Below are 25,706 nucleotides of genomic sequence, written 5' to 3'. Positions count from 1 at the left end.
CATGTATGGAAGGGCGAGTTTGAATCTGCTTAGGGCTAAAATAATTTACTAGCTTTTTATTTCACCCCTTCATACTCAAATATGCGGAAGAACCTGATGAGAACCAGGGTTCCAGATTTTCAGAGCCACCCTGTCGAAGCGATAGCCACTCTTGGGGAGAGTTGACATGGAACCCTGCGTCAGATGCTTCATGGGTCGAGGAATGAGGCTCATAAGGATGTATTCCTCTTGGGAAGCCCCATCCTTTGGTTTAGGGCAGCATCCGACACCCCCATGTCAAGTCTTGCTCTTGGGTCAACGAAATAAGTGTGGCTCAGCTCACCGGAACGGTGGCTCATTTTTTAATGTATCTAAATATGATTGTGAATCAGTAGTTTTCTGTATATGCAACTCGTCAATGAAAGGGATTTTTGCTTTTTCTGAATTGAGTTGCTCTATTCTCTCTTCATCACTTTTAGTTAAAGGTGTTCTACGTGTTCTACTTTTAGTAGGCTTTCTTGTACCAATCCCAATGGGTTATGTTATGTGAGTTGACACAATTGCAAATGTGGAAGAAATCCATTTAGGAGTATTTTCAAATAGCAAAGAGAGTTTGTCGCTTCCTGAATCAAAAGGGAATACAAGCCACACAGATAAATCTGTGATTGGTGAAACAGACATTAGGAATAATAGCACACTGTCTATAGAAAATTCCTTTCTGATTTCCACATAAAATCACCCAAACAAATATATGTGATTTGACATGGCCTAATCTCTATGAATTGTTCTAAATCATTATGGGCAATCTAGAAATATGAAAAATCAACTTGCTTTTTTTCCTACCCCTTACGAAGATGAAGAATATAAAAGTTTGGTGTATCGTTACCACATTCGTTCCGGCAACATTAATATTATAAAAACAATTCAGGAACTTTTTAATATCAAGACCCACAGATTAGCAAATTTCCCCCGTAGTTTAAATTACTTGGTCGAAAGGCTTCCAGGTAATCTTTGCCTTACTTCGGACTACTTCATAGCGAACCATACGTTATTAGCGCTGTTTCTTCCCTTTCTTTCTGTTGATGAAAACGAGAAAATCCTTGGGCAATTCAGGTGTGCAAGTGAAAAGTCGGAGATTGGTACTCGATTGTTATCTCCAATAGTCTCAACCTTTGTTCGATATTGTCCTATCTGTTTAATGCAAGATTTTGAAAGACTCGGGGAATGTTATATCCACAGGGTGCATCAGTACAATTTTGTAACGGTTTGCCCAGATCATCGATTTAAACTGGTAACCCACTGTACTGAATGTAGTGCGCCATTGTCAGATAGTTATGGACGATTTATTTTAATGGAACCTGTATGTCCAAACGGACACCTTCTTGGAGATGTAACTAGCGTTGAACCTTCCGCAAGGATTCAATTTTTTCACGAGCAACTGGCAAGAGATACTAAATTTATCATAGATAATGTGAGCAAGCTAAACGTCGAGCTTTTTAAGGAAAGAATGCTAAGATTGTGCTCACATAAAGAGTACTTAACTTCGAAAGGGATGTACTTAAATAAAAGAATTTCGAAGGATTTGTTGGGCCTTTTTGACACGGAAATGTTAAAGACAGTAGGTATTAGTTCTATTTATCTGTCAAGTAGGACTGCTTTAAAACTTTTGAATTTCAATGGGTGTCTAAAAAATCCATTGTTATATATTTTGGGCATGGAATATATGGGTCAATCTGTCGAAGATTTTGTTACTAATGATACAATCTCACCTTTCGGTAAGGGCCCTTGGTTATGTATAAATACTTACTGCCCGGACTATAATACTATGATCATAAATCAATATAAACGTAAGACTTGCAGAACAACTCAGCAATTTATTGGCGAGTTTACTTGTCCTAGTTGCGGCATGATTTATTCTCAAACAGGTGCGGAATTCGAGGATCATAAACAAGAACAAAAAAGAGTCGTATTCATTGGATGGCGGGCAGCCGTAATAATATTAGAGGCCTACCTAAATAGGGTAACGCCTGACTATATTTTCGAGGAACTAAAGGTTAAACCAAGACAGTCTAAGATAATTGAGCAGAAAGTTAACTATATACTTGAATCGGCAAAAAAGAGTGTTCTAATAGATTTTTTATATAAATGTAGGCAAGCAAAGTCAATCGAAGATGTAATCAACTTGCCTGAAATTCACAATATATTTGTGGACTACCTTTCCAATCCATTCGGATGGATGTACGGGGATAAGGCTAAGTCGAGACTTGAAAAAGACAAAGCTAAACTTTCAGAGTGTCTAAAAAATTTAGATGATAGGGAATCAATTAGACGAAAAGTGGGAGAAAGTACTTATAACTGGTTGATGAAAAGAGATCCGCAGTGGATGAATTCAGTTCTTCCTCCAAGAGAATCTCATTTTAAATCTCTTGACTGGAAACAAATAGATGAAGAAATTGTGAAAACATTAGCTCAAGTTGTTTCAGAAACATATTTCATTCCGCCTAATACGCGCGTTCAAAAGTACACTATCTTAAATAAGTTAACAGTAAGGGACAAAGCAAGAATTGAACGTTTTCCTGAGAAACTTCCTAGAACTGTTAACTTCCTGGAAAAATCAATTGAATCAATAGAAGCGTATCAGACAAGAAGGATCCCTGATATGATCGAGCAGGTCAGAAAGAGTACATGGGCGTTAACTATAGATAATGTTTTGAAAACTCCTATTCTTCGAGGATGCTCTGAAAATGTTGTAGAAAAGGTTTCGCATGAGCTAATGAAGGATGAAAGTAGTAATTGAACAATACTTGATCATTCTAGGGGCTCCGTCAACGATGTTACATAACTTGGATTACTGTGACTATCGCAGACCGATAGTTACCGCCCATGTAGAGAGTAAAATCAACCTTATTTTCTTTGAATATAAGATTGGCTTAGGCTAACGACAAATTAAGCGAACAACATTTTGTTCTCATCCAACAGAAAGGTATTTATAGCTATAAAACACAGTCTGCAATTAATATGTTTGGCGTATCTAATCTTAAGAAGTGTTCCACTCCATTTTAAACAACCCCATGCTAATAGGTGAGCTTTCAATTAGTAATAAAGCCCACAATCCTTTAAAGGATTGTGGGCTTTATGGCTTCAGTTATTAAAAGAATACATTATCTATTTACAAAAGTTAATAGGTAATGTATTCTTTTAATAAGAAAAGTGAATAGTAGGTATTTTTATGGAAATAATAACCAGAGACAGTGTGCTGCAAGCTGTTGTAACTTCAAGTGAAGTGATAAAGATCCTTTGTATTAGCCGAGCTAGACTAAGTCAATTGGTTAAAAATAATAAGCTAACTCCACTTAAGAAAAATCTCTTTTTAATGGAAGATGTATTAAAACGAAAAACTGAACAAATAGAACTTCGGCGACTCTATTATAGGCCAAAGGGAGGCTAATAACATGGAATGGTTTAGAGTAACTGCAAAGTTAATTCTTGATTGGCAAAAGAGACAAGTATCAATGTGATACTTGTCTCTTTTTTTAAACTGCGATTATGAACATTACAGAAAATCCGATTTAGTTAAAGGAAGTTTTCATCAAGGAACTTGGAGAAAAATCGAACTTTACGATGTAGCAAATCATGCTAGGATACAATTAAAAAAATGTGAGCAGGAGGACGATTATGTCAGGAAAGAACCGTACGACCCCAAAAAGAAAGATAGAAGAACTTATTAAGAAGGGGTGGGGCCAAGGTGAAGGATTAACTTATCATCCATGGCTGGAAATTCAGGGTGTACCATCTAAAGGCGTAAGAACTAGAGAAAAGGGATGGAAAACAGGTAGGGTTCATCATGTTATGTCTAGGATTGAATTAATGTATTTATATCTTCTAGAATGGTCACGGATAGTTTTTGATATAAGAGAACAATACCCTTTGTTGCCGCAAGAGCGAACTTGGGAAATTGCTGAGGAATTAGGAATTGAACATCCTAAAGATCCATATTCACATGAAAATATTGTAATGACAACTGATTTCATGTTAACGATTAACCGTGGTAATGGTCGTGAACTATGTGCTAGAACCGTCAAGCCAGTTGTTAATTTGGGCAAAAGAGAACTTGAAAAGTTCAGGATAGAACAGAGATATTATCAGGAACAAGGAATTGATTGGGAGTTAGTAACCGATCAAGTCTTACCATTGACTTTGTCACGAAATATTGATTCGTTACATGATGATTATTATTTGGAAAAGCATGGAGGTCTCGATCAGAAAACGCTTGATATCGTTGCACCTAGAATTCTTAAGGCATATCAAGACAGTAGTCTTTCATTGTCAAATGAAGCTCTTAAACTAGATAAGGATTTTGGGTTTGAAGTGGGTACTTGCTTATTTATTACAAAACATTTACTTGCTCGCAAGATTTGGTTAACCGATATGGGTAAGGAGATAAATTATAACCATCGTATACGGTTAGAACTTGGTCAACAATCCTATCGAAGTGTGGGGTGAAGTAGATATGGATGATATATTTGTTAATTCAGTGATTGAGTGGCGAGACGAAGAAATGAAAATTACAACGGTAGAACGTGTCCTTTGGATCGCTTCCGATCGTTCTCAGCTTGTTATTATAGGTATCTGCGATGATTCGCAACTACCTGAGTACAAGTATTATATCGAAGTTGAAGAGGCATTGCGTCATGGTATTGCAAGAAAACTCAGAACTGATCCGTACTCTAAGTTCATGAAACCAAACGGGGATTTTTCTGAGAATAGCCTGAAAAACCGTGACAAAGCATGGAACATTATTTGCGACCTAGTGGAATTGGAACCGGAGATTTACGATGAACGCCAAAGAGGAAAATTAATACAACAGGTGTGCATGAAACAAAGTATTCACAAAAGAGTAGTGTATCGACATTTAAAACACTATTGGGTCAGAGGCAAGACTAAAAATGCACTTTTGCCGAATTTCGATAATTGTGGTGCTCCAGGCGAGGAAAAAAAACCCAAGTCTGATGTGAAATTAGGACGTCCTAGGAATGTAACACGAGAAGATCCAACTTTAGGCGGGGTAAATGTTAATTCTATCGATAAGAAAAACATTAACATAGCCATAAAACAATGGTACTTGAACACTGACGAAAATCCAATGACTTTTGCTTATCGCCAGATGTTGGAGAATCACTATAACACAAGTGTTTATTTTAAAAATGGGGTTCCAATACCTATTTTAAAGTCAAATGATGACGTAATTAGCTATGTACAGTTTCAGTATTGGGCCGATAAGGTACTCTCCGATTTAAAACACACGATGTTAAAGCGCTTTGGAGAGCGAAAATACAATCTATTAAAACGGCCATTATTAGGGAATGCAACAACTCGTTCGTTTGGGCCAGGTTCGGTGTTTGAAATTGATGCTACACCAGTGAATGTATATTTTGTCAGTGAATTTGACCGAAGCCGTATTATTGGCCGCGCTGTTCTTTACATAATAAAAGATGTGTTTAGTCGCTTGATTGTGGGGATTTATGTTGGGTTAGAGGGACCCAGTTGGCTTGGTGCCATGATGGCCCTGGAGAACGCAACGTCTAATAAGGTGGAATTTTGTGCGCAGTATGGTATTACAATCGACGAATCTGATTGGCCTTGCCACCATCTTCCGAAGTCCATAACTGGCGACGGCGGTGAAATGAAAAGCCACAAAGCAGACAATTTAACGGATTCATTAGGTGTAAGGACGGACATTGCTCCTCCTTATCGTGCGGATTTAAAAGGAATTGTAGAACAGAATTTTAGGATGGAGGATCGTAGAATAGCACCGTTTGTTCCAGGTTTAATTAGAAAGGAAATCCGTGAACGCGGAGAACCGGATTACAGGCTTAATGCCAGGCTAACAATAAAAGCTTTTACAAAAATTATTATCCTAACGGTACTCGAACACAATAAAAAAGAGTTGCATGACTATCCCCTCGATAGAGATATGACATCTGATGGAATTCCACCAATCCCCTTGGAACTTTGGAACTGGGGAATCGCTCACATTTCCGGCATACTCCATGAGAAGCCCCAAGATACAATCAGATTAAATCTCATGCCGAGGGCAGAGGCTTCAGTCACCCGTAAAGGAATCTACTTTGAAAAGATGTTCTATGGGTGTGATGTTGCACTTGCTGAGAGTTGGTACGAAAGAGCCTCAGTTAGTAGATTTAAGGTACCTATTGCGTATGACCCAAGAAACACCAACTATATTTATATCCCAAACAAAGATGGAACAGAGTGCATAAAGTGTCAACGCCTGAAACACCTAAGTCGTTTTGATGACATGAGGCTAGAAGAGGTCCAAGATCAACTTTTTTTTGAAGAAGTTGAATCTCACAGACGCAAAACGTCACAGAACCAAATTACTGCTGATGCTACTGCACAGATTAAGGCCATAGTTAAAGAGGAGAAAGAATTGACTGAAGAGGTTTGGCCAACAGATGCAAGTAAAGCAAGTATAGTTAAAAATATTAAGCCAAATCGCAAACAAGATAGGGAGGCTATCAGGCAACAAGAATCCTGGGAAATCGGAAAGGATACATCCGAAAATGAATATTCTGCTTCTGTTATACCGATTTCACGTGCAAAGGATGAGAAAGCGGATGATCCATTGATGACTTTGCTGCAACAACAGCGAGAAGAACGGAGAAAAAAATGAAAGCTTCAATTGAAGAGATCTTAGAGCATCCAATTTTATCCGGTTTTAAATGTATTGCGGAGTATAGTGACCAACAGATTTCTTCTTATAAAGGAAACCCATTAATTGAAGCTTTGCCGCCTATTTATGAATCTGCGCAGGTTACTAAGCTTCTAACAGATTTTCCTGATTACGATGACTCCCATAGGGAGTGGGGAGATGAGACTCGTAAGCATTGCGTCGAACAATTGAAGCATTTCATGCAACCACTTCCCTACAATAGTAGATTAGAAGGGTGTTTCTCCCGAATTATTCGCGATGGCTATGTGGTAAGGAATCCAACGTCTTCAATTTTTGCTCGTCAGTTCTCAGTTGGGTTTAGTAAGATACTCGAGGCCGGGTTAAATGGAGACGGGAAGAATATTACCGGGAATCGTCCTTCGGCGAGTGGTTTTGCAATAGTTGGGTTAAGTGGAATGGGAAAGACAACTGCTGTAGAACGCACACTGCTACTGTACCCTCAGGTAATACAGCATACCAGATATAATGGCAAGCTTTTTATATTAAAGCAGTTAGTATGGTTAAAGCTCGATTGTCCCGCGAGTGGGTCTCTTAAGGTTCTCTGCCAAAATTTTTTCCGCCAAGTAGACCTCATTCTAGGGACTAATTACTTTAAACAGCATGTGAACTCTAAATCAACTAAGGAGAATATGTTAGCACCTATGGCCCAGATCGCATCTCTTCATGGTCTGGGAGTTCTTGTTATTGATGAAATGCAACGATTGAAAAAGATAAAAAACAGCGGCGAATCGGAGATGTTGGATTTCTTAACTGAGCTTATTAATACTATTGGTATTCCAATTGTATTAGTCGGAACATATCAATCAATGTTCTTATTTGAGAGTGCTTTTGCAAATGCGCGGAGGGCAAGTGACCAAGGAGATCATATATTATCAAACATGGAAAATGGACCGGAATGGAAGTTTTTTTTGGAGTCTCTCTGGGATTTGCAGTGGACTAAAAAGATAAGCCCCTTATCTGACAAACTTAGGGCTGTCATGTATGAGGAATCCCTTGGAATAATTGATGTTGCTATTAAACTTTATAAGAATGCTCAGTGGGAAGCGATTTCCAATGGTACAGAAGAAGTTACGGTAGCTTTAATAAAAGATGTAGCTAAACGTTGCCTTAAACTGATAAGGCCAAGAATGCAGGATCTTAAAACCGGTAACCCAGATGCAATTAAGGCATTTGAAGATATGAAGCCAGAATGGCTAACCCTCAACGATTATATTAAGAATACGGAAGAAAAGGCATTAATACAAGGTAGAATTGCGGCCGAACATGAAAGGGCAATTCGAAAACAAGCAAAAAACGATATAATGGTCGATCTTGTTTCGACTGCAATAAGTCTGGGACTTTCGCCTTCAGAAGCTGAAGAAGCTGCTCTCGAAGTGATCAAATCGTCGGGGGGGATGGCAGAGCCAACAATAATGAGACAACAGGTTGCGAATATAGCGCTTAATCGAGCAACTAATGCATTTGAAGAATCTGAACAAATGAATACAAATAGAGATATGGTAAAGTCAAAGAAAAAAGTAAAACCATTAATTAATAAAGAGGATCCTTGGTGTGCAGTCTTTCAAACTTTAGAAAAGCGTGGGTGTGTCAGTGATACTCTTAAAGAGGTTGGTTTTCTGAAGTCTCCCGCTGACGATTTAATGTTAAATTACCAGGAACCGAGGACATAATTAGTTTACTTGCTTAAACTTCCTGTAGAGGAATTAATGCTTAATTAAGGTATGGAAACAATTTCTTCCTTTTGAGGCACATTGTAACGATTCACTCAAAGTATTCGTAGTTATTTTGTTAGTAATAAGTAGGGGATTAGCCGTATTCTTGGAAAGGTGTGATTAGCTTGGATAAGTTCTCGTTTTTTCCACCTATGTACCCGGATGAAGATATTAGGAGCATAATATATCGCTATCGAGCATGGCGATGTTCGACTGGTGTTAAAGTTGCTAGACTTGATTGGATAATGCAGGAGTTATTTAATACTTACAGTGGCACGATTCCGATAAATCCACCTAATCTTGAATATCTGATTTCAAAACTTCCCAAGGGGACAATAAATATCAAGCAATTAGTTGATCAACATACGTACTTTCCATTAGAACGATTAGTTTCGTCGAAAGAACGATCCACTAACTTATTAAATAATATAAAAAAACTTATGAGCAAGCCTAGTGAGAAGAGAAGTCATTCAAGTTTGATTATTGAGTCTGAGATGCGATATTGCCCTAAATGTTTAGAAGAAGATATGTTTAAGTATGGAGAAGGCTATATCCATAGAAGTCACCAACTTAAATACTTAAATGTGTGTAGTAAGCATGAACTGTATTTGTTTTCCAGATGCACTATATGTTTGGAACTTATAGCGACGAGCCGGGGAAGATTTGATTTGCATAGTGCCTATTGTAGCAATGGACATGATCTTCGAATAGTAGAAACAACATCAGTAAAAAGAAATAATCAACTTGAAAATATAAAATTGCAAGTTGTAAGAGATGCAGAGTTTATTCTTAACAATAATGATCAGAAAGACCACGATTTCCTTCGGGATATGTACAAGTATTATTTAATCAATGAAGGATTTGTTAATACTAATGGAAATTATCGAACTCAACAGTTCATTAATTTATTTCTGAAGAAATATCCACCCGACATGTTAAAAGTATTAGGGGTTCCTATATATAATGTAAGGAATTATTTGCCTCAAGGTTTGGTAGAGTTGCGTAAAGGATTATCGAATTTCTTGATCCTAAGCATTTTGATGATGAAATTTTTTGCTGATAGTACTAAGAACTTCTTTTTCACCAAGCCTCCAGCCTTGTTAAGTAAGATACCATTTGGGAATGGGCCGTGGAATTGTGAAAATAAGGTTTGTTCAAATTATCATGAATCAACTATTGTTTCCTGTGTTAGAGAGCCTTACAATTTTTATGATAGTAATAGCTTAAGAGCAACATTCAAATGCCCAGTCTGTGAATATACATATGCTAAATATTCACGGAATGGACAGGAAACACAGAAAGTCACGGTTCTAAGGTATGGAACACTATGGGAAAATAAGCTAATTGAAATATATTTAGATACTAAGGATTTTACTATTTCTGCAGAATTACTTGGCGTTAGTAAAGAGACAGTGGGTATTCAAGTTGCACGTTTATTGCCAAGCAATTTAGAAATTTATAGCGTTGGATGGCTTAAAGAACTAATGGAGGCATATGCTCGGAAACAAACGGTAGCTGCAGCCGCACGTCAATTTGGTATATCAAGTTGCCAAGTTAAAAAAATCAGATTTATGATCACTGAACGACAATCAAATGGTATGGAAAGTAGTCAGGCTATGGCAGAAGTAAGCGCAGCTTTACTGATTCCAAAAAGCCGTCAAGAAAAAGCAAGAAAGCAAATACTGACTATAGTTAGTGAAGATAAGCACATGACTCGAAGAACTATAAGGCAGAAATGCAGTAAAGACTATGACTGGATGATGAAATATGATCAAGAATGGATGACTTCGGTACTTCCGCCAATTCAACGTAAAGGGCGTCCGAGGAAGAATTGGACAGAAATTGATGATAATATGGCCATAAACGTTGCACAGGCGGGAAGGGATCTCTTGTATCAAAATCCCAGAAGGCAACTAACAGCCCACTTTATATGTAATGCTCTTCCAGCCTTGCAACGGAACTATATTTTTGGTCGCTCTGCGCAAGAAAGGTTCCCAAAAACGATGGAACAGTTGAATGCTATTGTAGAATCGAAAGAAGATTATCAAATTCGACTGTTATCTCGCGTAAATGAGATTCTTAAAGAGCAAGGAATGATCGTAAATGTTAAAAATATTCTAAATACAAGGCAATATAAAGGGTGCAGCGATTTCGTTAGGATGCATGTGGAAAAAATTTTTTCTTCATAGAGGTAATTGAATATGTTTAAGTACAATTTTTTTTAAGCTAGCTTTTATTTTTAGCAAGGAGTTTCGATTCTACCGATGCTTTTGAAAGTTGGTGCTAGAATATTTAAACCACGATTCAAGTGGGGCCGTACTGAAAACAAAGTTTCAGCACGAACCCACTTGACTTACCAGACTTGTAATCAAATCTGCTCGATACTATCCGTGCTTCTAGGATAAGATGAGACCTGAATAAGAAAAACCGTAAACAAACACCATAGCAAATTAACATGAGCGAGAGAAAAAATGGACGTTAGCTTTTCAAACAAAACACGCTCAGAAAGTGTAAATGTGATAGAAACGAAAACAGGCAAATCGACTGTAAGGGAGGAATTTGGACGAAAACGGGGAATTAGGGTTAAGTGAACTTGTCATAGTGACTCTTATAGAACCTAGGGAGCAATATAAAGGTAAATTATAAGCAATGAAAGAAAGTTGGGAAAATGGTGATTGTTATTTTAGATAGTAATATTCTTACTGCTGATTTTCGAATGTTAGGTAATAATTTCAAGTTGTTGTTGAATTTTTTAAACAGGACAGATAGTACTTTGGCTATTCCTAAAGTAGTAATGCTTGAAGTTAAAAACAACTTCTTGAGTGAATTACAGAAGGCACAAACTGCAGTAGAAAAAGAAATAGCTGGTTTGAAAGGACGAATTGGGAACATTACCTTAGCCAACCCACTTTCTGACGGTTGGCTAGAAAGGGAATACAAGCAGTACTCTGAAAGTCTGGATAAAAAGTTGATAAATATTGGTGCAGTAATTTTAGATCATCCTAATGTTTCACATCAAGCTGTGATTGAACGTGCAGTTCCTAAAAAGAAACCCTTTAAGCCCAATGGTGATGGTTACAGAGACACTTTGATCTGGGAATCAGTCCTTGAGGTGCTAGAGAGCAAACAAAAAGCTGTTGCCTTGGTTTCACGGAATTCGCATGATTTCTGTGTTAAGGGTAGAAATAGCATGTTCCTACATGATGACTTAAAAATGGATCTATTGCAACGCGAAATTCCCAATGAAAAATTGAAATTTTATGTTGACTTAAAAGATTTTTTAGAGGATCTGGTGCTTCCAAACTTTGAAAAGCATGAAGAACTTAGAGAAAAGATCATTCAACAACAATATCCTTTCGAAAATCTTAATACAATTATCCTTTCTAAGTTATCCAATGTTGTAAACGACAAGCATTCAGATGTTAATGAAATATACTTTGAAAATGAATTTGAGGGGCCTCGTTTCTTGGGAATGGACCATAAAGGAAAACTAGTAGTCAAGGACATTAGAGAAATATCAAAACAAGAATTGTATATTTCAATGGAAATGTTGAGTGTCGCTCATTTCGAAGGTGTTGTTAGAAAAATTAACTTCAGACAGAAGGAAGGCTACATTAATTTCTATCAATCAGAGGATAATATGCAATATTTTGAAGTAACTAAAATGGTAGTGATAAATACTCACTTTAACTTGATATTCTCGAATGTAACTAACGATATTACCACGGTTGAAATCGAAACTGTTCAAGAAATATGATGTATGCAAGCGCTGTACAACGCCTAATATTGTAGATTTACCAGGGGTGATTGACTTTGTCTTTAAGGAAAAGAATGGCGATTGGGTCATCGTGGATTATAGACGGATCGGGTTAAGTGGATGATGACTAAAAAACTCTTACAGAGTTTTACTCTTCACAGTTGAAATGTATTGTTTGGTTTGGAAGAAACTAGCCAGTGGGAATGTAGCTAAGGTGAAATCTATTTTGTAGAGAATCAATGGGTGATGCCCGTTAGCTTTCAAACATTCTTAACCCGCTTATTTTACCGAAATACAACAAAATTTCTGTTACGAAGCCTGGAACTGCAATGGAAAGTGCCCCATTGAGTTCTCGATAAAACCTTTATAAAACAACTAGTACAGGAGCTAATAACAGTATCCGCGACGTTACTTATGTTTTCTCAGCGTACAGTTCTTGGCCTTTAGAACTAGCAATGTTTAGGTCGGTTCACAAGTGAAAAAGACTTACAAATACACACAATTGGAGGATTAATACTTTAGAGATGATGTGGTAGATGCTTTTTCAAACAACCCTAAAACCAAATTTAATTGGGATTTCCAATTATTTTTTGGACTAGGGTGGGGGAGCATTCGACTTATCACATGGAAACGTAGAAAACGCTTTAGAGAAACGGCCTGTCGACAGTTCAGAAGTTCGGATCTGGTATATATAGGAATGGAGGAGGAGAGTATATATTTGAAGGGCCTTATAGAGAGTCATTAGCAGCGAACTATGATATTGATACAGCAGAAACTATGTTTCAATCTAGGGATATATCTATATGAGGAAATTCTTGGAGATGCATTGATAGAAGTAATGGAACCGATAGAAGCCCTAGCGTATTCGCCAGAGGAGTTCGAAAATGAACGTAATAAACAAGGCGGGTTTTTGAATCATGTTTTACAGCAGGCAGAAACCACAAATATGAGATTGTGAATTGACATTCTAGTTATTGATTTTTACAAAAGGCTAGTCCTATAAGGCGGAAAGAGAGTGATAGGAATGGAAGATAAAATTCTTCAGGCAATAGAAGCTTTGAATCAAAAAATCGATATGTCTGTAGAAGGGCTAAGAAACGACCTTAATCAAAAATTTACTGCCTTATCAAGTCTGGTTCAGGAAAAAGCACAGATTTTAGAGGCTTTGGAACATCTAAAACAGGTCAATAAAGCAGAGAATGATAAGATGACATTTGACTTAACGGAATTAAATGATGAAGTTAAATCTATACGGAGAAATTTATCCACTGTTGAGTTAGTTACAGCCAATAATTGGAGCGATATTATAAAACTTAAAGCTGGAAAATAGCTAAACAAAAACAACCCCACAGCGCTCTAGTCTCTATCACCAGTCAAACTATTGATTTCACTGATATTTTTACCGATTTCAAAAGTGTATTAAATTCGATTTTTAAAAGCTTTGTATGAGCTCTCCTTTTCCAGAAATCAGAGTAAGGAGAGCTATGATAAAAAAACTACTTTTCGAAATATAGTAAATTAAATGATGTTTAGTTTACAAACGTGGGTTGAGTCGAAAGATTACCATTTTATCCGACGTACACCTGCACTCGTAGGATCGTTACTTCGTGCCGGATATACTAATGTGACGCTTAACAGTATCATGGCTCATAGAAGTAACTATCGTGGGTGCTCACAAAGGGTTCGGAGTAAAATTATTATGATTCTCCGTAACATGGGTTTCCATGATGTTGAACATTGTATGAATATTTGTGATTACACATTGGAAAAATATGATCAAAATCCATTACTTGTTGAAAATTATAACACTGGCATTAACCTGTGAAACAAGCGACGAAAGTAACACAGCTGACAAAACAGTTGCTCCTTTGATATAACGAACATTTCTCCAATAAAGAAAATCTCGTAAGAACTTGCAATATGGATTATATTCGTAATGGAATCATAAATTCAGCATGTACCCCTATTTGGCTGAGTTGGTTCAGGCCATACTCAAGCTTTAAAATCGGCAGATACAAATAAGCTTAATTTACCGTCGTGGCTTTTGTTAAAGCTGAATGAACGCCTCTTTATGTAAGTATTACGGAGCTAATCATATGCTGTCAGATCATTTTCATTGAGTGTTCTCGTTGAAGATGGTGGCTCAATGCCAGTTAGGGATGTGAAGTTAGGTTTAGTAATATTTAAGCCTTTCCCACTGCTTCTATGTTTAAGACAATTTCAGAGAACAGGGAACTCAGCCCTAAGTGCTCGGACACTTCTCGTTGTTTAAATCCTTGGATGAAATAGGGCTACTATCCAAATGATAGTAGCCCTTACTAGGTCTGTAGTCAAGTCTTCTCGACACTATACATGCTCCGAGGATACGAAGAGACCCGAATAGGAAAACCGTAAACAAACGCTATAGTAAATTGACATGAGCGAGAGATAAACTTATTTGACCTTTCGAACAAAAACACGCCCAGAAAGTGCAAAAGTGATAGAAAAAAACAGGTGAATCGCGTCAGGGAGGAATATGGACGAAAACGGGAAATTAGGTTTTAGAGAACTTGTCATAGTGTGGGTTATCGGACCCAAATATAAAAAATGTAAATTATTAAGTCGGTTGTGTCCATACGTTGTCAATCAAAAATATACATTTTTTGAAGTAAATCATTTGCTTCGGATCTCATCAAATCTATAATGTTTGCCTGCCAATACTCGATAGAGCTGAATTTTCCATCAATAACTTTTAAACTTTCCCTAAAGCCATCACTCCAAGAACGGTAGAGGTATGCCTCCTCAAATTCTTTATTTAGGCAGTCATATGAGAGTTTTTTCGCCATTCGCTCTATAATGTTCCACCAGTTATCCCGCAGCAAGTCCTCAAACCTACTTGGAAATTTGGCTTTTACCTCATCGGTTTGGTCGGAATCATCTAAATAATCAAATGAGATTGAGAAATTATTAATAAGGTCGTTAACAGGAATAACATCTTTCAACCAACGAGATACCATGTTGGTTATGAAAAGTCGAAAGCTAGCATAGACAAAAGCTTGTGTTGCATGTCCTTCACCATAGCTGAGTTTGTTTCGGAAGCAGTTTACAGAACGGCCATGATAGACAGGAGATTCAGATGATTTGATGTATTGTCTGTATTGGTTGCCGTTTTGGCTGTTCTTCGCTGTTAACGCCAACGCAATCGTTTTCGCTAATGGGTGCGCGGTACAAATGACATTAAGGGGATAATGAGTCAAGTCTTTGCTTTGCAACCATGGTCTAGAACTACCGTCGGCATAAATACTATCAACCTGGTCAGAAATATTGAGCAATATTTCAAATATTCTCGTAGAACTAAGTTTGTCGCCAAGATGCTTGTTCATGTCTGAAGAAATATCTGGAGCCAAGGAAAGATATTCAATTTTTCTTCCGCCAACCTCTTTACCAATTTGCTCCTCGCCTAATGAAGGATTATTTATATACTCATCTGAAAAAGATCCAAATGCTTCGATTACATAGTCTTTATATTCTGGACTGTCTTTTAAGATTGCGTTTTTACCAGTGTTCTTACGCCAGTTGTTAACCATTATATTCCGGATGACAATGTCCGCTTTTGTGCGGCATATGGTAACGGGTTTTTTCTCTAGCTTTTTTTTCTTTTCGAGTAACAGTGAAATGCATGTTTCATACACGGAAGGCTGTTCATCCGAAGCGCAAAGAAATAGTAGCGCATTGCTTCTTCTGTTGAGTGTTTTGTCCATGTTGTCGCTGACAATTTCTCTATCTTGAGATGATTGTGTTAACCCGACAGTGTCAAGGATATTAAGTTTCACTGTTCTGCCAGGAAAGGCAGTATTCCGAGTTAAGTATGCTTTCTTAAAGTCTTCAGATGGACTTGTGGCATATCTTACCTCCTCGAAAACAAGCGAACATGCACTGCTTTGGCCATATAACTTCTCCATTAACTGCACTGCCAAGCTATTTTCTGAAATATTTTCTAGCAATGCATATTCTTCCCCATATGTCCATAACGGTTGCAAATCTGCTAATATTGTATCCATTAAATTTTCATACCACGACAGTAACCTATCGATACAATCCTTGTTATTAGATAAGCGTTCGTCTACCAATTGTTCATAGGCATCTTTCTTTTTTATGCTTTGATCTTTCAGTCTAAGCTGCTTATATAAGCTATCTGCAGCCTTGGAAAGTGGTTCTGGCGTTTCGATAATTGTTTGGCTAGCATCGTTCAGCAGTTCGATCAGTTTCTGGGTTAAATTTTCTTCTTTTGCAAATTGATATACGTGAAATGCTCGATTCACTGGATCAAGGATTCGTTTGATAGTACCTTCATTGATCGAAAAACTATCTAGTTCATCGCGCGCCTCGTAAAGGGAGTCAATAAGCACGGTTTTCAAACTATCCGATAAATCTGAATAGGCGGATTTACTTCGTGGAATACACTGAATGAGCGCCTCAGTTTCGTAAAAACTGCTATTAAGCATAAGTAGTGTGGGGATTAATGTAGTCTGAGCGGTTTCTCCAACATTTTTACTAAGAAGCTTGTTGCTGGTTGGCGGTAGTAGTTCTGTTGTAATGGTTGATTTGGCACTGCTGGTTGGCCCCATAAGAGTAGTTGTTCCGACGCTCTCTTGTCTTAGCATAAAGGCTCTAAATTTATCTTGACCACTCAGCATTTCTTTGAAATATGACGATTGCACCATTGTAAACCTCCTTAAAATAAAATTAAAAGGGTATGATCCACAGACAGATCATACCCAATACACTACTTTATAGGCATCACTGTCTGTACGAAGAGACATGTCAAATCCACTATCACTACGTTTTCGAAGTTCGCAGCCGATGGTATTTGACAGATATATTATTACATAGTAAATAATACGACAACAAGAAAATTTTGTCAATATATTTCCTTGAAAAAACTACTGAATATTACTGTACGTAATCTTCGTTATGGGACGCTAAAAGAAAATTATTATAATAGACGAAAACATATCAAACGCATATTATAATTTTTGGGGTTGGTTGATTATGGATAATTAAAAATGCTTTAAGACAGTTGGGGAAGTTTGAAGGGGTCTACTGTTCTGGTTTTTTTATCCCTGACCCGCTATGGTTACAGCAATGGCCCAAGTGTTCGATCTCATTTAGATACGAGAACCGATATACTTTATATCTTAATTCATAATATTTCATATTATTGCAGGAATATTAAGAAATCCTGTTGAATTCTAGGATTGAGAGCGATTTGGGGGTAGTACAAACCTTTAACACTGACGCAAAAGTATTGCTCGTTTGCGAAATAATAAGGGAGTGATATTAAAATTATCCGAATGTAACAAGTAGAAAAATTATAGCAAGTCTTTTGGGTCTGTTCTTTTATGTAAGCACTGTGAAGGATCATCAGCTACACCAGTATAGTTTAGGAAGGTGTTTTAATATGTCAGGTAGCATTACTAAATTTCAAATTATTGGTTTATATGGAAGAAGAACATATGATATCGAAATTAACGATAATACCCTTGTCCTTGTTGGTGAAAATGGAATGGGTAAAACAACCATACTAAAATTTTTATTTGGAACTTTAACGGGTGCTTTGAGATATATACCACAGTATAGATTTGATAGAATTATTATAACAATAGACAATAATGAATATGAATTGCTATATGATGAGATTGCAAAAGGAAACAAGGTTCCTATGAGTATCATAAAGGATTTGCCAACCCCTATTAGAAATGAATTAATGGATTTGCAAAATGGGAATGATGATGCCATTGAACTAGATGAGATCATTAGAGTATGTGATATGTTTGGATATCCATTTGAACGATTAAATCACGATATTAAAGTCCCAGTAGATAATACAGTTCTGAGTACTATTAACCAGATAAAGAAGAATTTAAATTCTCAAATACTATATCTACCTACATATAGAAGAATTGAAGAAGATTTATCTATGATACTAAGAGGGAAATGGTCTGCACAAAAGTCTATTAATAGTAGAAGAACGATGGTTAAAAAATTAGATAACCCTGACTACATTGAACTTGTAGAATTTGGAATGCAAGATGTAAAAGAAAAAATAGAAATGAAGCAAGACGAGTTAAGTCGTTTTTCTGAGATGAGTTTCAAAAATCTTACATATATGAATCTTGGTGATGTTATCGATCGGAAGTATCAGACTGATATTGAAAAATTGTCTAATGTTACGATTGAAGATATTAATAAGTTTAAACTTTGTTCTTCAAGAATTAGTAAAACTGTTCTTTCAAGTCAACAAATAAACAAAATAATAGATACGGTCTTAAATATATTACCTCCAGAAAGTTATGATCCTCATAGTCAAATAGTACTATACTATTTTAGGAAATTATTAGAGCTTCAGAGCGAACTGGAAGAAAAAGAACAAAGTATAAGAGATTTTTGCAACGTTTGTAACGATTATCTAGTTAACAATATGATCGAATATGATGATTCCTCATTCTCAGTAAGTGTGATCAGAAGAAATAGTAATCCAAAAGATACGATTGACATGAGTTTTTTATCTTCCGGCGAGAAACAAATTGTATCTCTATTTAGTCATTTATATTTATCAAAACAAAAGAAATTTTTTGTGTTAATTGATGAACCTGAGTTATCACTTTCTGTTCCTTGGCAAAAAACATTTCTTGAAGATATAAGAAATAGCAATTTATGTAGCGGGCTAATCGCTGTTACACATTCGCCATTTATCTATGATAATAGTTTAATGCAGTTTGCACACGGATTAGGAGAATTTATTACCGAACAATGAGGTGAAAGTATGTCAATGATTGAAATACATAAGTCCGCCTTAGAGGAAATAATTGTTCCGTACAATGAATTTCTTCGTGCTCAACATAAAATAAAAAAACAATTATTCGGTTTTGTTGAAGGAAAAGATGATCCTTCCTACTATCTAGGACACATTGAAAGCTGTATCTACAATGATGGATGGACGGTAAAACTTATTGAGGCTGGCAACCCAAATGGTAACAAAGATCGTGTACTTAGATTACTGGATATTATAGACTGGAGGCGTTATTCTACAAAACAAACCGCTTTTTTTGTGGATAGAGATTTGTCCGAATTTCTTAATGAAGAATTACCTGCTGCAGAGAATTTATATATAACTGATATGTATGCAATTGAAAACAATATTGTTTCCAACTATACTCTAAGACGAACATTAAGGGAGATGTATAATGTAAGTCTTCAAGAATATGAACTGACTATGATAGATAGACTATTTGAGGAAGGAATGAATGATATTAAAGAACTAATGTCATTCATTATTTCCTGGTATTTATATGTGCGTTCAAATGGTGGTAAACCTGATTTCAATAGCATAGATATGGACGATTTAGTGGTTGTTGAATCTTGTAAAGTTCAACTTAAGGATATCGATCTTAATGCATATGTTAAAAACAAATGGAGCCTAGAAAACGATCAAGTTGATTTGGCACCAATAATTAATGAATTTAAAGAAAAGGATGGACAAAATAAATTTGTGCGTGGTAAGAATTTAATGTGGTTCTTTATTACTTTTATTAATTCATTTTGTAATACTTGTAATGAGATTATCCCGAGTATAGAAACCCCAATAACAGGTTGTCGTACACTAAATATAAAAGACGCAGTAAAAGATTTAGGTCCAAGGACAAAAATCCCACAATCTTTAAAAGCATTTTTAGAACAGACATTTCTCGCTTACATAAAAGAAAGAGAAACAGGAGTTGCCTGAAACAAGCAACTCCTGTGGGCGGTATAAAACTACGATCGGGTCATGGCTAATTTTCTGACCTTGTTCCAGCTAGTTGCGATACTAAGATGCTGAAGTTTGTAAAAGTAGATTTACTAGCGTTTTTGAAACAGCTGAGGAACTAGATGTACAAAACCTTATCCTTCATTCCTGGTGGGCAAATAGTTACAAGTGAAGGCTTTTCTGTGGTGGCTTTGAAAAATTTGGAGTTGTAAGATAAATAGTGACAGAGTTTATTATATGTACAATCTTAATATGGATTATGTTAGTGACAAACATTAATACTTTTGAATCAAGTAATTAGACTATAGAACGCCTAATTATAGGCAACTAAAGTGACAGACTTTATTATCTGTTAACAAGTGGTGTTCACAGATAATAAAGTCTGACACTAAATAATAAAGTCGGACACTATTGGACAGCTGATATTGACTTTGAAAAGTTAATAATTATCAGGACTAACCAAAACGCATCTTAGCCAATAACTGAAATATTACGGTTATTGGCTTTTTGTTTTTATTATCTCTGTAGCAATTTTGTCTATTAGTAGAAGTTGGTGAGGTTTGTGGATCAGTTACAACTGAGTACTTTTAATTTTATATATTCTTAATGACTAAGAGAAGCTACCTGGCACACAGGAGATTGCTGAGTTACTTATTGTAAGACATGGGGTTAAATAAAAGGTAGAAAATTGAATGATACGGCAAAGGAGAGCCAAAATGGATGAAAACATAAAAAGTAAAAATGGTTATATGGATTTAGCGAGTCCGGTATCGGATGAGCTATCTCCTTATTCCGCTACATATCCCGTAGAGCTATTATCTAATGGTTTGAAGTTGAAGCTTGCTCAGGCAGAGAATATAGCCGAGAGTGTTTATAGAGCTGTAGCAAAAGCATCTCCGATGGTTGCACAGGTTCGTGAGGCAACTAAGAAAGGTTACAAATATGTTGTTGATGCTACTGAAAGTACGCTGGAAGCTATTGAAAGCGGCAAGATTAAATTAACAACAGAAAACTCTGGTGAAATGTACGCTCAGATCCGTGAGGCTAATGGCCACTACGGTTCGAAGTTGCCGATAAAGAAAGAAATGTTTGAAAAAGGCATTGATCCAATCCAGATGGCTAATGCACTGCAGATGAAAGTACTTCAAGAGCAAGTTCAGCAGATCGCTGACCAGATCGCGGTCATTGACCATAGTGTTAGAGAAGTAATACAGGGCCAGCAGAATGACAGAATTGGATTGTATTATAGCGGATTGACCTTGTACTTTGAGGCCAGAAAAATTAATGATTCAGAATTGAAAAAAGCCTTGATTGCACAATCTCTAAGAGCGCTTTCAGAGGCTACATTCCAACTTGGGCTTTCAATGCAGTCAGATATCAAATATCTTGCTGATGGTGAGTTTAAGATTGGTAAAGGAAAAAGTGTCGGCTTAATCGATAGTCGTATGTATAGCATTAATCAGTCGTTTGCGTTTATTCATCAGGCCACAATGCTTCGAGCTGGAATCTACTGCAACGAGGGTGAATTGACGGCTATGTCAACTGTCCTCAAAGAATATTCATATTTCATTGATGGTACCGTAGCGAAGAACGCAGGTTTACTTGCACAATGCGATACAACAGATACCGGAACCGAAAAGGGTGTATGGAAATCAAGAGCTAAGTTGAAACTCGATGTATCAGAGTTTAACAAAAAATTGAATGCGCCTGATAAGACGATCTATCTTGGCGTTTCAAAGGAGAACGAGTGATGGGAAAAATTAAAGGTTGTGGCAATGAGTCATGTGAGGCTCATAAGAAGAAAATCACTTACAAAGAATCAGAGGCATTCTGCTCAAAATGTGGAAGTCCGCTGGTTTATGTGTGCAAAGATTGTTATACCCAGTTGCCGGACTATACTGAGAAATACTGTGTAAGATGCCTTGCGAAGCATGAAGATAGAAAAAACAAAGCTAAGAAAGTTGGTGGCGGTGCCTTAGCAGTTGGTTGTGTTATTCTTACTTTCGGTAAAAAAGCACTTGATGTTGCAAAAAAAATCAAGGGTTGATTTGTTCCCGAGAACCATAAAATCTTTGATATGTTTCCATATACCGTGAAAGCGCTAATAAATGGTTGACCTGTTCACTAGAACCCCGACATCAATAATGGCAACTCGGGCCACTAATTCGCGGAAACATTTCAATTGGAAAACGCTATGATATGAACTACCGATTGGGCTAATAATGGCAAGTTGAAGTGTTTTTAATAAATACTAATTAGGGGCTGCTAATAGCAGAAAAATTATATAGATACTGGGTTCAAGACCATTTTTTCGGTATAGTACATGAAAATAGCAAATTTCCTCTCGAAATCCTTGCACTTGTAGTTTGTTTTAATATACGAAAATACTGAACAACAGATTACATTTTTACATGAGTTTTTATGCCATTTGGCGGTATTTATAAATTCTAAAAATATTAAATAAGGTAAAGAAAGTGTGATATAACATGAACATTTCTGAATATAATAGTTTACAAGGCGATATAAGAATGAAAAAAATAGAATTAGCAGAAGCTGAAAATATTTTAAAAAACTTTGATAAAAAATGGATATATATTAAATTGATATCTAATTCTTGGGAGAGTGAAGAAAATAGTCAAACTGTTATTTATTCGAAATTTAAAGTTCGTTACATTAGTATAGATAATCATGATATCTTAGTTTATGGTATAGAAGATGATGATAGATTAGTAATTAGTAAGAATATACTAGTACAATCTGAGTGTACATATGATGGCGATGAGATTAGATTTATACAAAAATCTAATAATAAATTATGTGACATTTATATTAAAGGATATTTACCAACATCGAATTTTAGATTAGATGAAATTACACACTCAAATAAAAATATAATTATTACAGAAGGAAAAACTGATTGGAAACATTTAAAAAATGCTTTATCTGAATTTAAAAAGGAAAATAAATATAAAGATTTTGGCTTTGAATTTTTTGAGTATGAAGATGATGTTCAAATGGGAAATTCCACGCTTTTAAATGTATGCAAATATCAAGCACTTTTTAAGAACGAGTATTTAAAAGTGTTTGTATTCGATTCAGATGATCCAGCCATAAATAATGAGCATGAAGGTGAGATATATAAATATTATGGAAATAATGTTTATTCTTTAATATTGCCTATACCACCACATAGGATAGATACACCTTTAATTAGCATAGAGAATTATTATACAGACGATGAAATAAAAATTTATGACGAGTATAGCAGAAGATTATATTTAGCGAAAGAATTCAACAGAGAAACAAGTCAACATTTAGAGATGCGTAATGTATATGCTTTGAATATTAAGAAAGATATTGAAGATAATCATATTATAGATAATAAAGTATATAAGATTAATAGTAATGAAAATATAGTGAAAAAAGATATTTATTTCTATAATGATAAAACAAATATAGCATTATCAAAAAATAATTTTGCGGAGTATATATTAAAGAAAGTTGAACCATTTGACAGAATTTCAATTAATTCATTTAGCCTTGTTTTTGATGTGCTTTCTGAAATACAAAACGATAGTAAAAAACTAAATGATGATTCAGTAGAAATAAGTAATGGGGTATATTTAACGAAATATGGTAATAAACGAGTGTTAGATATTAATATTTCGCTCAAAATGGAAAACGCACTTGAATTTAAGAATACAAATATTTTACAGTGTGTACCAACTGTATCTGACGATAGAACCACTTTATATTTAGAATTGTATACCGAAAAATATGGATTTAGAATTCCAATAACCATAAATAAGGAATTAATTGAATTTCTAGAATGCAAGTTAAACAATTCTAGTAATAGAATCGAATTACATGTTTTTGATGAAGATAATGAAGTAATATCCAATAAAGAATTGTTTCAAGGCGATAATTCGAGTGTAGGAATACATATTATTAGAAATAAGATATTTAGTTAATTGCTCGAACTCAGTTTTGCAACTTTTTATGAGTATGAGCAAAATTAGTATAGTGAAACCGGAACAAAAGGGCAATAATTTGGATTGTAAAATGAAATAATTCTTTTAGACTGACTGATGATGGGCTAATGTATCTACTGAAACAACAAGAAGGGAATATAAAAAAATTATCTTATTCAATAAAATAAAATATACTCATTAGGCTAAAAATGCGAAGTTACCCAGAATTTATTCAAGGACAATCGATATATAAGCAAATATGGATATGAGAGGAGGAGAATATGATTGAAATAGTATTCAGCGACAGTGCCTGTGGAAGTCTTAAAGTAGCACAGCGCTATGGCACTGGGCAATATCAAGGTGGATGTATGGGCGTTGTCATCAGTCACGCGGATGGAAACAAGCCGACCAAAGAGGAAGTTGAAGCTGTCCGACGAGAAGCAGAGGAAAAGGCACGCTTAGCATGGGAGAGTGCTGTCCCCTTAGGTGGAAATATAGCAGACATCTATGGCTTCAACTTGATGCTGAGCGTAGGAGATATTTCCGAGAATCAGCCCGGTATCAAGCGGAAACAGACTTTGGAACACTTATATAGCGTTTATCCGAATGACGAGGGGCATCAGGCGGCTCAGGAAATATTTAAAAGGGTAAAAGCAGATCTGAAAAGGGTTCAGGAACGGACAGCAGTGGGAGAATCTCTTCGAATCTGGTACAGCAATCAGCCTGATGAAATGTGTGGACTCTATTGGTTCATGGAGCAGTTGAATCAGTGGAAAGTGCATTGCAAACAGATTGCTATTGTCAAGCTCCCGGAATGGGATGCTGACGAAAAGGGAAATATCGTGCAGAAAAGCGGCTGGGGTGGTGTTGCTCCTGGAGAATGGCATCGGTTTCTTGCTTTGCAAAAGCCTGTGTTACCGGTATTTGAACAAAGCTGTGCATCTCATTGGCAAGAGCTTCAAAGGGAGAACGCACCTTTGCGGGCCACGCTGAATGGACAGTTGATCAGTGCACCGGAAACCCTTTATGATGACTTTATCTTTCGTGAAATCGCAGCGGAAGGTGAGGAATTTCAGGAGGCAAAGGTTATCGGGCGGGTGATTGGTAAATATCAACTTGGAATTGGTGATTCCTGGGTCGCACTCCGTATAGAAAAAATGATTCGTGAAGGAAAGCTTGAGGCTGTGTCTGCGGTTGCCGAAGATATGCCAATCTATCATCGAGTGTTGAAAAAGTGTACTTACAGATTATGAGCACACTGGACATTGAAAGAAAAAAGTGTCTTGCCTTCTTAGACGTCAAAGTAATCAGAACGGGAAGTTCGATCGAAAATTGTCAGTGGGATGAGTAATTTAAGTGTGAAAATATATAAGCAGTACCTGCGACCAATGAGTTGGATAATGATATATCGTACTAAAACGACGCGGTTAATTCAAATTCAGGGTTAACAGCGTCGTCTTTTTTCAAATCACCAGTCCTGAATTCAGAGGTTCAGCAATAATAGCCATCCAATTTAACTCCTTGTTTTATTAGCAGACCGGATATTCGGCTTGTCTTTGTAAACTTATAGTATTAATCTCCTGGAGGCTACAGCAGGTTAAAAAAATGGGGAAATCGAGCTATCATTGCAAAAATGTTACCGCCTAATAACCAGTTGTGAATGGTAAAATAAACTGATCGGTTTTCGGACAGGAAAACGGATCGGAATTTGGCCACAAACTGATCGCTTTCATCTTGAAATAATACAACT

Annotated in this window: 17 protein-coding genes; 16 read left to right on the top strand and 1 reads right to left on the bottom strand. The window is 36.3% G+C overall.

Annotated elements, in window-relative coordinates; all coding sequences use genetic code 11:
- Positions 1 to 793 precede the first annotated feature (793 nt).
- The 10 genes from BLS16_RS21690 to BLS16_RS21645 all read left to right on the top strand — a co-directional run bounded on the left by BLS16_RS21690 (position 794) and on the right by BLS16_RS21645 (position 13,529).
- On the top strand, positions 794 to 2,776 hold the full coding sequence (locus BLS16_RS21690) for a TnsD family Tn7-like transposition protein (RefSeq protein WP_092335696.1): 1,983 nt from the start codon (positions 794 to 796) through the stop codon (positions 2,774 to 2,776).
- Positions 2,760 to 2,918 (top strand): hypothetical protein, encoded by a 159-nt coding sequence (locus BLS16_RS23905; RefSeq protein WP_176786262.1) that lies wholly within the window; start codon positions 2,760 to 2,762, stop codon positions 2,916 to 2,918. The genes BLS16_RS21690 and BLS16_RS23905 overlap by 17 nt, the downstream gene beginning before the upstream one ends.
- 290 nt (positions 2,919 to 3,208) lie before the next feature.
- Positions 3,209 to 3,427: a hypothetical protein gene (locus tag BLS16_RS21685; RefSeq protein WP_092335695.1), complete on the top strand. Its 219-nt coding sequence runs from the start codon at positions 3,209 to 3,211 to the stop codon at positions 3,425 to 3,427.
- Between the two features lie 227 nt (positions 3,428 to 3,654).
- The gene (locus tag BLS16_RS21680) at positions 3,655 to 4,482 is read left to right on the top strand and encodes a TnsA endonuclease N-terminal domain-containing protein (protein ID WP_092335694.1); all 828 of its coding nucleotides are present in this window, start codon (positions 3,655 to 3,657) and stop codon (positions 4,480 to 4,482) included.
- A gap of 7 nt (positions 4,483 to 4,489) precedes the next feature.
- Positions 4,490 to 6,670: a Mu transposase C-terminal domain-containing protein gene (locus BLS16_RS21675; RefSeq protein WP_143015561.1), complete on the top strand. Its 2,181-nt coding sequence runs from the start codon at positions 4,490 to 4,492 to the stop codon at positions 6,668 to 6,670.
- The gene (locus BLS16_RS21670) at positions 6,667 to 8,400 is read left to right on the top strand and encodes an ATP-binding protein (protein WP_092335692.1); all 1,734 of its coding nucleotides are present in this window, start codon (positions 6,667 to 6,669) and stop codon (positions 8,398 to 8,400) included. The genes BLS16_RS21675 and BLS16_RS21670 overlap by 4 nt, the downstream gene beginning before the upstream one ends.
- 194 nt (positions 8,401 to 8,594) lie before the next feature.
- Positions 8,595 to 10,631, top strand: coding sequence for a TnsD family Tn7-like transposition protein (locus BLS16_RS21665; RefSeq protein ID WP_207649787.1), 2,037 nt, complete (start codon positions 8,595 to 8,597; stop codon positions 10,629 to 10,631).
- 479 nt (positions 10,632 to 11,110) lie between these two features.
- Positions 11,111 to 12,199, top strand: a complete 1,089-nt coding sequence (locus BLS16_RS21660; RefSeq protein ID WP_092335690.1) for a PIN domain-containing protein — start codon at positions 11,111 to 11,113, stop codon at positions 12,197 to 12,199.
- A 754-nt stretch (positions 12,200 to 12,953) separates the two neighbouring features.
- Positions 12,954 to 13,157: a hypothetical protein gene (locus BLS16_RS24110; protein WP_092335688.1), complete on the top strand. Its 204-nt coding sequence runs from the start codon at positions 12,954 to 12,956 to the stop codon at positions 13,155 to 13,157.
- Positions 13,158 to 13,223: 66 nt separating this feature from the next.
- On the top strand, positions 13,224 to 13,529 hold the full coding sequence (locus tag BLS16_RS21645) for a hypothetical protein (RefSeq protein WP_092335687.1): 306 nt from the start codon (positions 13,224 to 13,226) through the stop codon (positions 13,527 to 13,529).
- 1,291 nt (positions 13,530 to 14,820) lie between these two features.
- Here BLS16_RS21645 and BLS16_RS21640 read toward each other — a convergent pair.
- Entirely contained in the window at positions 14,821 to 16,902 is a 2,082-nt protein-coding gene (locus tag BLS16_RS21640) for a hypothetical protein (protein WP_092335686.1), read from the bottom strand.
- Between the two features lie 737 nt (positions 16,903 to 17,639).
- On the opposite strand from BLS16_RS21640, the gene BLS16_RS21635 reads away from it, so the two are divergent.
- From BLS16_RS21635 to BLS16_RS21610, 6 genes are all read left to right on the top strand, one after another.
- Positions 17,640 to 18,995: an AAA family ATPase gene (locus BLS16_RS21635; protein WP_092335685.1), complete on the top strand. Its 1,356-nt coding sequence runs from the start codon at positions 17,640 to 17,642 to the stop codon at positions 18,993 to 18,995.
- A 9-nt stretch (positions 18,996 to 19,004) separates the two neighbouring features.
- Positions 19,005 to 19,964 carry a DUF4435 domain-containing protein gene (locus BLS16_RS21630; protein ID WP_092335684.1) on the top strand — a complete coding sequence of 320 codons (960 nt, stop codon included), beginning with the start codon at positions 19,005 to 19,007 and terminating at the stop codon, positions 19,962 to 19,964.
- Positions 19,965 to 20,701: 737 nt separating this feature from the next.
- On the top strand, positions 20,702 to 21,736 hold the full coding sequence (locus BLS16_RS21625; protein WP_092335683.1) for a hypothetical protein: 1,035 nt from the start codon (positions 20,702 to 20,704) through the stop codon (positions 21,734 to 21,736).
- Positions 21,736 to 22,032, top strand: coding sequence for a hypothetical protein (locus tag BLS16_RS21620; RefSeq protein WP_092335682.1), 297 nt, complete (start codon positions 21,736 to 21,738; stop codon positions 22,030 to 22,032). The genes BLS16_RS21625 and BLS16_RS21620 overlap by 1 nt, the downstream gene beginning before the upstream one ends.
- A 439-nt stretch (positions 22,033 to 22,471) precedes the next feature.
- Entirely contained in the window at positions 22,472 to 23,956 is a 1,485-nt protein-coding gene (locus BLS16_RS21615) for a hypothetical protein (RefSeq protein WP_092335681.1), read from the top strand.
- A 281-nt stretch (positions 23,957 to 24,237) separates the two neighbouring features.
- A complete protein-coding gene (locus BLS16_RS21610; RefSeq protein WP_092335680.1) occupies positions 24,238 to 25,209 on the top strand; it encodes a DUF3658 domain-containing protein in 972 nt (323 codons plus the stop codon).
- Positions 25,210 to 25,706: the final 497 nt, after the last annotated feature.

Source organism: Desulfosporosinus hippei DSM 8344, from assembly GCF_900100785.1.
In the GTDB taxonomy this organism is placed as follows: Bacteria; Bacillota; Desulfitobacteriia; order Desulfitobacteriales; family Desulfitobacteriaceae; genus Desulfosporosinus; species Desulfosporosinus hippei.
This window is presented reverse-complemented; position numbering and strand designations above follow the sequence as displayed.